Origin of the sequence: Paractinoplanes ferrugineus, from assembly GCF_016862195.1 — a bacterium.
Lineage (GTDB): Bacteria > Actinomycetota > Actinomycetes > Mycobacteriales > Micromonosporaceae > Actinoplanes > Actinoplanes ferrugineus.
The window spans coordinates 159,989-172,202 of the sequence record NZ_BOMM01000028.1; the positions used below are offsets into that span (position 1 = coordinate 159,989).

A 12,214-nucleotide genomic window follows, 5' to 3' on the forward strand; every position below is an offset into this window, starting at 1 on the left:
CCAGCCCCCGCGCCGCACCCGACCGGGCCCTCGCGTACCGCGCGCCACACCAGCCCTTCGCGCGCCGCCCCACACCAGCCCCTCGCGCGCCGCGCCAAACCTGGCCGGCGCGGGCCTCGCCAAACCTGGCCGGCGCGGGCCTCGCCAGACCTGGCCGGCGCGGGCCTCGCCAGGCCTGGCCGCGGGCCTCGCCAGACCTGCGGTCGCCCGTGCGCCTGGCAACACCTCGCGTGCCGCGCCAAACCTGGCCGGCGCCGCCACGGCCGAGCCGGCGTCGCACCCGCCGGCGCTCCCCCGGGCGAGGGCGAAGGGCGGGCCCAGGGCGGACCCAGGGCAGGCCCAGGGCGGGCTGTGATGGGGGACGCAGGGGTGGGGCGGGGACGTCGACGGATGGCATGATTCATTGAATCGTCAAGCATCTAGCGTACGGAGTCGACCCATTAGCGGCATTTACCCGGTTGCGCGGCGCCGGCCGTACGGGAAACTGATGCTCCTGATCCTTGCCGTCGTGGTGGTCGCGGTGGGGGCTGTGGTGGCGGTGCAGATGGCGCGGCGGCCGGCGTCGACCCCGGCGGGGCGCAGCATCGCCGGGGTGGCGGTCGGCGGGATGGACGAGAAGCAGGTGCGGGCGGCGGTTTCCGGGGCGGTGCGGGCCCGGGTGGAGCAACCGATGAACGTGACCGTGCGCGGGGCCGACGCCACGTTCGCTCTGGTACCGGCCGAGGCGGGCCTGACGCTCGATGTCGACGCGACGGTTCGGGCGGCCTTCGACGGAGGATCGAAAGCGGTCATCGCGACTGATGACGCGAAGCTCGCGGCAGCGCTGGCGGCACACCAGCGGGCGGCTTCCGACACTGTGGTGAAGCTGGCCACGCCGGTCCCCCGCCTCGAGGCCAAGGGGGACACGTCGTTCACTGCCTCGACCGCGGGCGTCACGCGGAGCGAGGGTAAGGCCGGGTGGGCGATCGACGCCGGGACGGCGGGACCCGCGCTGGTGGCGGCGGTGGCGTCCGGGCAGGCGGCGGTGACCTTGGAGGGTACGACGTCGAAGCCGGGTGGCGCGCTGGCCGGGGTGGACCAGCTGATCGGGACATTCACCACGTACCATCCATGTTGTGCGCCGCGGGTGACCAAATATCCACCTGATCGCGAAGATCGTGGACGGCGCCGTGATCGCGCCCGGCACCAAGTTCTCGCTCAACGAGAAGGTCGGCGAACGCACCCGGGAGCGCGGCTTCGTCGCCGCGCCGGCCATCGTCGGCGGCGAGCTCGAGGATCAGCTCGGCGGCGGGATCTCGCAGTTCTCGACCACACTGTTCAACTCGGCGTGGTTCGCGGGGCTGCCGATCCTGGAGCACCAGCCGCACAGCAAGTACATCTCGCGGTACCCGCCCGGCCGCGAGGCGACGCTCGACTGGGGCAACATCGACCAGGTCATCCGCAACGACACCGACGCGCCGGTGGTGATCCGGGTCGCGACCACCGGCACGTCGGTGACGGTCGCGCTCTACGGCAGCACCGGCAACCGCAAGGTCGTCTCGGAGACCGGGCCGCGCAGTGCGAGCGGTGCGGACGGCGGCTTCCGCATCCGGGTGACCCGGACCGTGTACGACGACGGCAGGAAGACCGGCACGAACACGTTGCGCTGGACCTACACCGGACTGGACTGAGCGCCCCGGCGGCGGTCGATGTCGCACAGGACCTCCGGGTCTCACGTGCTCGCGTCCCAGTCGTCGCCGGTGATCAGTTCCGGCCGGGCGCCGAGGTCGGGGCGACCGGTCACGGCACCCAGCCGGGAGCGCACCAGCAGCGCTCCACCGATCAGGACGACGAGACCGCCGATGCGCAGCGCGCCCTCGACGAGACTGACGGCCCATCTCCGCGTAGGTCACGCTGCCCCGCGATGACTTCGGCGGTCGGCCGATCGAGCGGTATCCCAGGCCGGCCGGCGCGCGCCGGAAAAGGGACTCGGCCTGAGGCCGGCGGTGGATCGCGCCGGCCTCAGATCGGGCGGGTCAGCGCAGGGTGTCGATGTCGATGACGAAGCGGTAGCGCACGTCGGACTTCAGCACCCGCTCGTAGGCCTCGTCGACCTGGTCGGCGGTGATGACCTCGACCTCCGAAGCGATGCCGCGCTCGGCGCAGAAGTCGAGCATCTCCTGGGTCTCCGCGATGCCGCCGATGCTCGAGCCGGCGAACGAGCGCCGGTTGTTGAACAGCGAGAACACCTGCACCGGCAGCGGCTCGGGCGGCGCGCCCACGCTGACGAAGGTGCCGTCGAGGCGCAGCATGCCCAGGTAGGCGGCCATGTCGATGGGGGCGCTCACCGTGTTGACGATCAGGTCGAAGGTGTTCGCCAGGGTCTTGAACGTCTCCTTGTCACTGGTCGCGTAGTAGCTCTCGGCACCGAAGGCGAGTCCGTCGTCCTTCTTGCTGAGCGTCTGCGACAGCACCGTCACGTCGGCGCCCATCGCCGCGGCGATCTTGACGGCCATGTGCCCGAGGCCGCCCATGCCGACCACCGCGACCTTGGTGCCCGGACCCGCTTTCCAGTGCGAGAGCGGAGAGTACGTCGTGATCCCCGCACACAGCAGCGGAGCGGCCTTCTCGTACGGGATCGACTCCGGCACCCGCAGCACGAAGTCCTCGTCCACGACCACGTGCGTCGAATAACCACCCTGCGTGACCGTGCCGTCCCGGTCGACCGAGGCGTACGTTCCGGTGTTGCCCGTCAGGCAGTACTGCTCCTGGCCGGCCTTGCAGTTGTCGCACTCCCGGCACGAGTTGACCATGCAGCCGACACCCACCCGGTCGCCTGTCTGGTGCCGGGTCACCGAGGCGCCTACCTCGGTGACGACTCCGACGATTTCGTGGCCGACCGTCAGGGGGTAGGGGACTTTCCCCCATTCTCCCCGCACGGTGTGGATGTCGGAGTGGCAGATCCCGGCGTACCGGATCTCGATCAGGACGTCGCGCGGCCCGACATCCCGGCGCTCGACTGTGGTGCGCACGAGCGGATCGGTGGCCGAGGTCGCCGCGACAGCGTTGACGGTGAGAATGATTTCCTCCGGGGACAGCTGGTGATCTTTGCTTCCCCAGTTTGCCCGCTCAGCGGCGATCGGAACCAACCGCCCGGAAAACATCACCGCCAGGGTCGCTCAGCGGCGGATCACCGGCCGGCCGAACCCGGGCAGCAACCGGTCGGTCAGCACCCGGTCGGCCACCAGCCGGGCCGTCGACCGGCGGCGGCGCTCGGCCAGGACGGCCGACAGGACCAGCCAGGGCGGGGCGCCGGGCGGCGGGGGCGGGGCCACCCGGGCGGCCACCTCGGCGTACAGCATGCGGTGCAATGATCCGGCCTGCGGTTCGCTGAACCGGGGCGCCCGGGTCAGGAACTGACCGACGGCCCCGGCCAACTCCTCGTCGATCGCCGACAGGTCGGCCGCCGCCGCCCAGCGGGCCAGGTCCATCGGGGTGCCGGGCAGCGGCCGCGGCTCGACCGGGCGCCGCTCGTGGATCACCAGCGTGCCCGCGGCCAGGTCACCGAGCCGGCGGCCGCGCTCCGAGGCGATCATCGTGGTCAGGCTCCCGGCCCAGGTCAGGAACGGCAGGAGCAGGCCCGGCCACTCCACCGCGAAGCCGACCAGCGAACGGGTGAACGCGTGCCGCAACCGGATCGGCCCGCCGTCCTCGCGGATCACCCGCAGGCCCATCGCCGCCTTGCCCGCGCTCCGGCCGTTCGTCCAGGTCTCGACGATCATCGGGTACGCCAGCAGCACCACCGCGAACAGGATGATCCGCAGCGCCTCGAACAGGGCCGAGTCGACCAGGTCACCGGGCAGCAGCGGCAGGACCACCAGCAGCAGGATCAGCAGGATGCCGGCGAGCACGACCTCGAGCACGATGTCGATCAGCAGGGCCACCGCGCGGGACCCGAGCCGGGCCGGGCGCACGTCCAGAGCGACCGCCTCGGCGGTCACCAGGCCAGTGGAGGGCACGTTCACCCGGACAGTCTCCACTAAGCTGCGCTCGACAGGGGGGCAGCGGGGTGATCGATCTCGACGCGTACATCGCCGAGCGCGGTGGCGAATGGCAGCGGCTGCGCATGCTGGCCAGGCGGTCGAAACTGACCGCGGCCGAGGCCGACGAACTGGTCCTGCTCTACCAGCGGGCGTCCACCCACTTGTCCGCCCTGCGCGGCCGCCACACCGACCCGGTGCTGCTGGCCGACCTGTCGCAGCTGGTGCTGACCGGGCGGGCGGCGGTCACCCGGCGCAGCGGCCACTTCTCCTGGCAACCGGTGAAGGACTTCTTCGCGTACGGCCTGCCGGGTGCTCTTTATCGGACACGCCGCTGGTGGGGGATCCTCGCGCTGCTGATGGTCGCGGCCGGGGTGGCCCTGGTCTGGTACCTGTCGAACGAGCCCGCCGCCCTCAACGCGTTCCTCTCCGAGGACCAGATGCGGGAGCTGGTCGACAAGGAGTTCGTCGGCTACTACAGCGAATACCGGGCGCAGAACTTCGCCCTCGAGGTGTGGACCAACAACGCCGTCCTGACCGCCCAGTGCCTCGCCTCCGGCGTACTGATCCTGCCGGTGATCTACCTCCTCGCCGGCAACCTGCTCAACACCGGCGTGGTCGGCGGCGCCATGGTCCGCGACGGCGCCACCGACACCCTCCTGACCTACCTCGCCCCGCACGGCCTGCTCGAGCTGACCTGCCTGTTCATCGGCGCCGGCGTGGGCCTGCGCCTCGGCTGGGCCTGGATCGCCCCCGGCCCCTTGCGCACCCGCCGCGAGTCCTTGGTGGCGTGGGTCCGCGAAGGCATGGTGATCGCCGTCGGCCTGGTGGTCGCCCTCGCCGTCGCCGGCCTGCTCGAGGCCTTCATAACCCCGTCGCCGCTGCCGGCGCCGTTCCGCGTGGGCATCGGCGCCGCGGTCTGGCTGGCCTTCCTTGCGTACGCGCTGAGCTGGGGCAAAGTGGCCGACGCCCGCCGCCCGCCGACCCGCGACGACGCCGACGTCCCCACCGCCTGACCCGCCCGTCGCGCCCGCCCTTTCCCACCCGCCCGGCCGCCCTCGACGCGGCGAGCGGGTCGCCTTGGAGAGGACAAGCGCTCGAGTGCCCCCTCTTTCGAGAAAAGCGGGGTCTCAGCCGGCGGCGGAGACCCCTTCGCCGAGGAAAGAGGGCCCTCGGCGGAGGGCGGGCTCAACGGAGTGACGTCGCATATGGCCGAGAAGTACTTTCCCAGCAGATCGGTCCCCGCGACCCGGCCGTGGAGCGCCCTCCGTCCCGAAAAAGGGCGGCCACCCTGCTGCTACGAAGGCGTAGACGCGGAGCTTCCGCGCGCGAGACCGCACCTTCGCTGAAGTTGTGGTCTCGCGCGGCGCGGGCGGCCGGGGCGGCGCCGGCGGCGGACCGAGGTCTAGAGGCGGCCGGCTGCCTTGAGCAGCAGGTACACGTCGCTGACGCGGCCGGCGAAGTCGGGCAGGTCGGCGTCGATCACGGTGGCGCCGGAGCGGGTCAGCAGTTCGCGCAGGCGGTCGCGCTGGGTGAGGACCCGCTCGACGGCGGCGGCGGTGTGCACGTCGGTGGCGGTGGGCCGGGGTGGCAGGGCGGTCAGGTGGGCCAGTTGGGGGTCTCGGACGCTGGCCACGAGCACCTTGTGGCGGGCGGCCAAGCGGGGCAGGACCGGCAGCAGGCCTTCGAGCATGGGGGCGATGTCGAGGGCGGTGAAGATGACCACCAAGGATCGTTTCCGGTCCCGGCGTAGCAGTTCGCGGGCCAGCAGCGAGAAGTCGGTCTCGGCCAGGGCCGGCTGCAGGGAGGCCATCCCGTCGATCACGAGGGGCAGCTGGGTGTGGTGGCTGCCGCCGCCGGCCCGGACCCGCACCTCGCTGTCCAGGCCGAGCAGGTCGACGCGGTCGCCGGCCCGGGTGGCCAGCACCGACAGCAGCAGGGCGGCGTCGATGGCGGCGTCCAGGCGGGGCACGTCGCCGATCCGGGCGGCCGAGGTGCGGCCGGTGTCGAGCACGCAGAGGACCCGGCGGTCGCGTTCCGGGCGCCAGGTTCGCACGACCACGTCGTGGTGGCGGGCGCTGGCGCGCCAGTCGATGGAGCGTACGTCGTCGCCGATCACATATTCGCGGAGCACGTCGAACTCGGTGCCGTGGCCACGGCCGCGGGTGACCACGGCACCGTCGAGGACCCGGATGCGGGACAGTTTCTCGGGCAGGATCCGCCGGGACGGGAAGCGAGGCAGCACGCGCAGGTTCCAGGCGGGCGTGAGCTGGTCGTCGAAGGTGCGGCGGCGCTGCCGGTAGGCGAGCCCGAGCGGGCCGAGGGAGCGCAGGGTCACCCGGACGGCCGGCCGGTCGCCGTGGCGGGTCGGGACCAGGGTGGTGCTGAGGTCGTGCGAGGTGTCGGGCGGGAGCACGGCGTCGTGCGAGAGGGGCGTGGCCCCGGCCGACGGGACCCAGCTGTCGCGCAGCCGCAGGCGTACCTCCCGGTCCGCGGTGTTGGTGACGGTGAGGGTGACCGTCGCGGTCTGCCCGAGCCACACCTGGCGGTCGCCGGCGCGGCGCAGCCGCAGGCCGGTCAGCGGGCCGGCCGCGGCCAGGTCGATCAGCGCGAGCAGCACGACGACGCCGACGACGCCGCCCGCCGCGAGCCACGGGGCCGGCAGCAGCGCGGGCAGCGGCAGGCCCACGGCGAGCAGCGCGGCGAACCGCCGAGTGATCATCGCGGCGCCGGCACCGAGGCCAGGACCGCGCCGAGCACCGACTCGACGGTGACGCCGTCGAGTTCGGCGTCGGCGCGCAGCCGGACGCGGTGGCGCAGGGTGGCGAGGACGTAGCCCTTCACGTCGTCGGGCACCACGTAGTCACGGCCGGACAGCCAGGCGAACGCCTTGGACGTGGCGAGCAGGGCGGTCGCGCCGCGCGGGGAGGCGCCCAGTTCCAGGGCGGGGGCGACGCGGGTGGCCCGGCACAGGTCCACGATGTAGGCCAGGACCGGTTCGGTGACCTCGACGCGTTGCACCGCGGCCTTGCCCGCGGCCAGGTCGGCGGCCCCGGCGACGGGGGTGATACCGGCCGCCTTGAGGTCGCGGGGGTCGAAGCCGCGGTGGTGGGCGCGCAACACGTTCAGCTCGGCGTCGCGTTCGGGCAGCGGGACGCTCAGTTTCAGCAGGAACCGGTCGAGCTGGGCCTCGGGCAGCGGGTAGGTGCCCTCGTACTCGATCGGGTTCTGGGTGGCGGCGACCAGGAACGGCACCGGCAGCGGGCGGGGCGTGCCGTCCACGCTCACCTGTCGTTCCTCCATCGCCTCGAGCAGTGCCGCCTGGGTCTTCGGGGGCGTGCGGTTGATCTCGTCGGCGAGCAGCAGGTTGGTGAAGACCGGGCCGGGGCGGAAGTTGAAGGCGGCGGTCCGGGCGTCGTGCACCAGCGAGCCGGTGACGTCGCCGGGCATCAGGTCGGGGGTGAACTGCACCCGTCTGGTGTCCAGGTCGAGGGCGGCGGCGAGGGCCCGGACCAGCAGCGTCTTGGCCACCCCGGGCACACCCTCGAGCAGCACGTGGCCGCCGCAGAGCAGGGCGACGAGCACCCCGCCGATCACCGCGTCCTGGCCGACGACGGCCTTGCCGACCTCGGTGCGCAGCCGGCCCAGCGCGAGGCGGGCTTCATGGGCGTCGGTGGTCACGGCTGCTCTCCTTTGATCGCACGTTCCAGGGCTTGCACGGCGGCGGCCGCGGCGACCAGCTCGTCGTCGTCGTCCGGGTGGCCGGGGCCGAGGATCTGGTAGATGTCCGCCGAGGGGTAGCCGGTGGCGGCGGCGATGTCGTCGACGCCCGCGCCGGGCGGCAGGCCGAGATGGTCGGCGATCCGGCGCGTCGCGGCCGCGCGCAGGAGGTCGAGGGACTCGCCGCGGGCCCCGGCGCGCTGATAGAGGCGGGCGTGGCCGAGCACCGTCTCGAACGCCGGCACCCGGGACGGCAGCGGCTCGGGCACCGGGGTGCCGAGCCGGCGGGCGGCCGCGCCGGCCAGCGCCAGCAGGGCGAGGGCCAGCAGGGCGAGGGTGGCCCACAGCGCGGCCGGGAACGCGTCGGCCAGCGGGTTGGCGCGGCCGGCGTCGGACCGGCCACCGCCGTCCTGCTGGGGCGGCAGGGTCGGCCGGGTGGTGGGCGGCCGCGACGGCGGAGCCGGCGGCTTCTCACGCTCGTGCACGTCGAGCCAGACCAGCTGCTTGGTGGCGCTGAGCAGGCCGGTGGCCAGGGCGGCGTTGCCGTGTTCGGCGATCCGGTCGTTGCGGAACGGGTCGGCGGCGCCGACGACGGTCACGGTGGCTGCGCCCGACGCGACGGTGATCAGGGCGCCGTCGTAGCAGCTGCCGTCGTCCGGCATGTAGGTGAGGTCGCGGACGGCGGCCGGGCCGGCGGCGGTCGCGGTGGCGTCGGCGCAGCCGGGGTCGGCGGTGGCCGGCGCCCAGCGGTCCGACCGCACGGCGATCGGCCAGTCCGAGCGGGTCAGCGCCGCCCGGTCGGGGGCGACCAGGACGATCCGGGTGCCGGCCGGGACGGAGTCGAGTTTGTCCGTGTCGACCAGTCCGGGGGTGGTGACGAGCAGCGTGCCGGAACCGCCGCGCAGCGCGGTGAGCGCGTCGTCGGAGCTGGTCACCCGGGTGACGGTCACGCCCTGCCCGCGCAGCCGTCCGGCGAGGGTGGCGGAGCCGATGCCTGCGTCGCTGACCGGGGAGAGGTAGGCGTCGTCGCCGGGGTCGGGCGACTCGATCGCGTGCACGATCAGGGTCCCGGTGATCAGGGCGAGAAGGGCGGCGAAGGGTACGGCCGCGCGCAGCCACCGCCGGCTCCTCATGACGGCCGTCCCAGGGTCGCCCGGACCTCGGTGGTCAGCGCCCGCATCCGCTCGTCGTGGCCGGGTGACGCCTCCCGCCGGCCGTACCAGATCTCGGAGAAGATCTCGGTGGCTCCGCTCAGCGGTCCGCCGATGACCGGCTGCCGGGCCGCGGCGGCGCGGCTGATCTCGTCCGCGGTGCTGCCCGGCACCGGCGCGATCACCCCGGCCCGGGTCAGGTCGGTCACGGTGTCCCGCAGCCGCTGGCGGATCGCCTCGGCGTACCGGCCCTCGGCGGCGAGCCGGTCGGCAAGCGTCGGGTCGACCGCCGCGTCCGGCTGCACCAGGTCGTCGTCCCCGAGGTCGGCGGGTGCCGGGTCGGGCTTGTCCGGCGAGCGGCGCCGGCGCGGCAGCCTGACCTTCGGGAACCGCCACCGCGGCCACCGGAACCGCAGGCGGGGAAAACGCAGACGCGGCATCCGCCGCGGGACCCAGGCCGGGAACCAGTACCACAGGGCGGCGATCAGCGCGGTCAGGAGAAGGAGCAGCAGGAGTACGGTCCCCGCACCGACCCGCTCGAACACGGCGGCCACGAACTCGTCGTACGCGCGGGTCATCGACCGGCCCCCAGCATCGCCGTCTCGTCCTCGCCACGCGCCCGGCTCCGGCGCACCCCGATGTCCAGCCCTTCGGTGCGGATCCGCGACTCCACCAGCAGCACCGCGTCGAGGCAGGCCAGCGCCGCGTAGGCGACCGTGTTGGCGAGGCCCCACGCGACCGGGGTCGCCCACCGCACCCACCCGGAACCGGCGCCGGCGAGGCCGAGGACGGTGTCGGCGACCGCGAGCCACGCGGCGCCGAGGGCGAACCGGATCGCCAGCCAGGTCAGGTAGCCGAGGAAGCGGACCCGGGCGACCCGCAGGCCACCCCGCACGGACAGCGCGGCGGAGCGGCCGAGCGCCCGCAGCGGGTTGCCGGTCCGCTCCATCGCCAGGATCGGGGTGGCGAGGCCGAACAGCGCGCACAGTGCGAGCAGCCCGACCACGCCGCCCCAGGCGAGCGGCCAGGCGGCGACGGCCAGCAGCAGCGCCACCGGCAGGGTGCGGCCGAGCCGGGCGCGCCGCCACAGCGACCAGCCCCCGGCCGGCCGGCCGAGCAGGGCGGGCCCGGCGGCCGCGCCGGCGTAGGCGCCGAGCACCGCGACGATGCCGACCTCGAGGGCGAACCCGGTGGCGAGGATCTGCCACCAGTCACCCCATTGGTGGAGTCGGGCGTGTGGTTCGTAGTAGGGCGGGAGGAGGCCGGCCCCCGCGCGCAGCACGCCGAGCAGCCACTGCTCCCCCGCTGCCAGCACCGCCGAGACGACGAGCAGCGGCACGGCACGCTGTCGCAACAGCACGACCGCGCAGTCCAGCGACTCGCCCACGGTCGTCACGCGTAACGGCAGGACAGCCGGCGCCCGGCTCGATCCCCCGTCTCCCCGCATGGCGGGCAGCATAGAAGATCACCGGGCGCCGGCGCTGCCCGGCGGCCTCGATCGGGGCCGCCGGGCCGGCGGGTTCGCCCGCCGGCTCAGCCGCGCGAGCGCGGCAGGCAGCACTTCTTGTATTTGAGGCCGGAACCGCACCAGCAGGCCGCGTTGCGCTCCGGCGGCCAGCTGATCCGCGCGCCCGAGGCGGTGTGCAGCTCCCGTCCGGCCACCGCGCCCTTCTCCAGGACGGCGCGGTGCTCGTCCCAGTTCTCGCCGAGCTCCGGCCGGGACGCCTTCGCCTCGTCGAACTCGGCCCGCGGGTAGAACACGAGATCGGCGAGGGCGGGCTGCTCGGCGGTGTCGGCCAGCCGGGTCTCGAGCCGTTCGGCCAGGTTGTCGTGCGAGTCGTGCGGCAGCCCGAGCACGTGCCGCAGCCGGTGCCGTTGCTGGAGCAGGAAGAAGAGCAGCCCGGCGTCGTCGGCGTCGCGCGGCTCCCCGTCGCGGGTGCCGAGCGTCTCCTTGACCGCCTCGGTCAGCCACTGCTCGGCCACCTGGTTGCGGCCGCCGACGGCGAGGCCGGCACCGATGTAGGCGGCGGCGTCGGCGTGCTGGGTGAGCAGCGGGCGCAGCGCCTCCAGCTCGGCCATCGCCTCGTCGGCGCGACCGACCCGGAACAGGACGCGGGCCCGCAGCGCGCGGGCGGCACCGGCCTCGCTGTCGTCCCGGTCGCCGTTGGCCTCGACGGCGCGGTCGGCGTAACGAAGCGCGGCGTCGAGCTTGCCACGGCTCTCGGCGATCTCGGCGGCGAGGGCGAACGCGTAGCCCGCCTCCTGCTCGTCGGCGAGGTGTTTGGCATCGACGGCGTCGGCGAGCTCGGCCGCGACGCCCAGCGGGTCGGCCGCGCCCAGCGCGGAACGCCGGATCTCGGTGAGATCGGCCCTGGTGAGTTCGGTTTTCAACGGCACGCCGTCACAGTACTGCGGTCACCCCCCGGCAACCGTTGATCTGGATCTCATCCGATGCCCGCGTCGTCGAGCGCCCGGGCGGCCAGCTCCCGGCCGAGCGCGACCATCTCCCCCGCCCGGTGGAACTCCAGCGCCCCGCACGCGGTCACCGGCACCGAGATGTGCACGTCCGGCGGCAGTCCGGCCATCCGGTAGCGGGCGATCATGTCCTGCATCGCGTCGAGCGAGCTGACCAGCACGTCGCTGAGGCGCAGCTCGGCCTCCGCCTTCCTGCGGCGCAGCCGGCGGTGCGCGACGGTGCGGATCGGTGCGGCGGACTCGTGCCCGGGTCGGCGCCCGACAAGCGACACCGCCACGGTGAGATCGGTCGGCACCGCCGCGGTCGGCTCGATCGGCACCGGGTTGAGCAGGCCACCGTCGGCCAGCACCCGGCCGTCCGCCACCACCGGCGTGATCAGCCCAGGGATGGCGATCGAGGCCCGGATCGCCGATCGCAGCAGCCCTTTCTGGAACCACACCTCGCGCCGGCTGGTGATGTCGGTGGCCACCGCGGTGTACGGAACGGGCAGTTCCTCGATCATCGCCTCGGCGAGGAAGCCGTCCAGGTGGTCGATCAGCCGGTCGGCCGCCAGCACCCCCGGCAGCGCCCACTTCGGATCGAGCAGGAACAGCACGTCTCGCTGCTTGAGCCCGACCGCCCACTCGGTGAACTCGGCCAGCCGCCCGGCCGCGGTCACCCCGCCGACCAGCGCGCCCATCGAGGAACCGGCGACCGCCGCGACCTCGAAGCCCCGCTCGGCGAGCACCTCGATCACGCCGATGTGCGCGAATCCGCGCGCCCCACCGGACCCCAACGCCAACGCGACCCGTCCTGCCACGTGCGAATGCTATGCGCGATGCCGGTCGCCGTCCCGCTCCATCGAGGCC

At 73.8% G+C, this 12,214-nt stretch carries 12 protein-coding genes; 2 read left to right on the forward strand and 10 right to left on the reverse strand.

Features of this window, described 5'->3' with window-relative positions; genetic code table 11:
• Positions 1–450: 450 nt before the first annotated feature.
• Entirely contained in the window at positions 451–1,101 is a 651-nt protein-coding gene (locus Afe05nite_RS16035; protein ID WP_203817897.1) for a hypothetical protein, read from the reverse strand.
• A gap of 44 nt (positions 1,102–1,145) precedes the next feature.
• On the opposite strand from Afe05nite_RS16035, the gene Afe05nite_RS16040 reads away from it, so the two are divergent.
• Positions 1,146–1,670 (forward strand): VanW family protein, encoded by a 525-nt coding sequence (locus Afe05nite_RS16040; RefSeq protein ID WP_275407477.1) that lies wholly within the window; start codon positions 1,146–1,148, stop codon positions 1,668–1,670.
• A 345-nt stretch (positions 1,671–2,015) separates the two neighbouring features.
• Here Afe05nite_RS16040 and Afe05nite_RS16045 read toward each other — a convergent pair whose 3' ends face one another.
• Positions 2,016–3,059: an NAD(P)-dependent alcohol dehydrogenase gene (locus Afe05nite_RS16045; RefSeq protein WP_239117869.1), complete on the reverse strand. Its 1,044-nt coding sequence runs from the start codon at positions 3,057–3,059 to the stop codon at positions 2,016–2,018.
• Between the two features lie 99 nt (positions 3,060–3,158).
• Positions 3,159–4,004, reverse strand: coding sequence for an RDD family protein (locus Afe05nite_RS16050; protein WP_239117855.1), 846 nt, complete (start codon positions 4,002–4,004; stop codon positions 3,159–3,161).
• A gap of 44 nt (positions 4,005–4,048) precedes the next feature.
• On the opposite strand from Afe05nite_RS16050, the gene Afe05nite_RS16055 reads away from it, so the two are divergent.
• Positions 4,049–5,035 carry a stage II sporulation protein M gene (locus Afe05nite_RS16055; protein WP_239117856.1) on the forward strand — a complete coding sequence of 329 codons (987 nt, stop codon included), beginning with the start codon at positions 4,049–4,051 and terminating at the stop codon, positions 5,033–5,035.
• 389 nt (positions 5,036–5,424) lie between these two features.
• On the opposite strand, the gene Afe05nite_RS16060 is transcribed toward Afe05nite_RS16055, so the two are convergent.
• The 7 genes from Afe05nite_RS16060 to Afe05nite_RS16090 all read right to left on the reverse strand — a co-directional run bounded on the left by Afe05nite_RS16060 (position 5,425) and on the right by Afe05nite_RS16090 (position 12,165).
• Positions 5,425–6,741, reverse strand: a complete 1,317-nt coding sequence (locus tag Afe05nite_RS16060; RefSeq protein ID WP_203817901.1) for a DUF58 domain-containing protein — start codon at positions 6,739–6,741, stop codon at positions 5,425–5,427.
• The gene (locus Afe05nite_RS16065; protein ID WP_203817902.1) at positions 6,738–7,700 is read right to left on the reverse strand and encodes an AAA family ATPase; all 963 of its coding nucleotides are present in this window, start codon (positions 7,698–7,700) and stop codon (positions 6,738–6,740) included. The genes Afe05nite_RS16060 and Afe05nite_RS16065 overlap by 4 nt, the downstream gene beginning before the upstream one ends.
• Positions 7,697–8,872: a DUF4350 domain-containing protein gene (locus Afe05nite_RS16070; RefSeq protein WP_203817903.1), complete on the reverse strand. Its 1,176-nt coding sequence runs from the start codon at positions 8,870–8,872 to the stop codon at positions 7,697–7,699. Before Afe05nite_RS16070 ends, Afe05nite_RS16065 begins: the two co-directional genes overlap by 4 nt.
• Positions 8,869–9,468, reverse strand: coding sequence for a DUF4129 domain-containing protein (locus tag Afe05nite_RS16075; protein ID WP_203817904.1), 600 nt, complete (start codon positions 9,466–9,468; stop codon positions 8,869–8,871). Before Afe05nite_RS16075 ends, Afe05nite_RS16070 begins: the two co-directional genes overlap by 4 nt.
• On the reverse strand, positions 9,465–10,337 hold the full coding sequence (locus tag Afe05nite_RS16080; RefSeq protein WP_203817905.1) for a hypothetical protein: 873 nt from the start codon (positions 10,335–10,337) through the stop codon (positions 9,465–9,467). Before Afe05nite_RS16080 ends, Afe05nite_RS16075 begins: the two co-directional genes overlap by 4 nt.
• 86 nt (positions 10,338–10,423) lie before the next feature.
• Complete coding sequence (locus Afe05nite_RS16085) at positions 10,424–11,287, reverse strand: SEC-C domain-containing protein (RefSeq protein ID WP_203817906.1); 864 nt, start codon at positions 11,285–11,287, stop codon at positions 10,424–10,426.
• A 47-nt stretch (positions 11,288–11,334) separates the two neighbouring features.
• Positions 11,335–12,165, reverse strand: coding sequence for a patatin-like phospholipase family protein (locus tag Afe05nite_RS16090; protein WP_239117857.1), 831 nt, complete (start codon positions 12,163–12,165; stop codon positions 11,335–11,337).
• Positions 12,166–12,214 lie beyond the last annotated feature (49 nt).

Coding starts and splice junctions, on each gene's coding strand:
- Afe05nite_RS16060 (WP_203817901.1), bottom strand. CDS start 6,741: ATGATCACTCGGCGGTTCGCCGCGCTGCTCGCCGTGGGCCTGCCGCTG.
- Afe05nite_RS16070 (WP_203817903.1), bottom strand. CDS start 8,872: ATGAGGAGCCGGCGGTGGCTGCGCGCGGCCGTACCCTTCGCCGCCCTT.
- Afe05nite_RS16075 (WP_203817904.1), bottom strand. CDS start 9,468: ATGACCCGCGCGTACGACGAGTTCGTGGCCGCCGTGTTCGAGCGGGTC.
- Afe05nite_RS16080 (WP_203817905.1), bottom strand. CDS start 10,337: ATGCGGGGAGACGGGGGATCGAGCCGGGCGCCGGCTGTCCTGCCGTTA.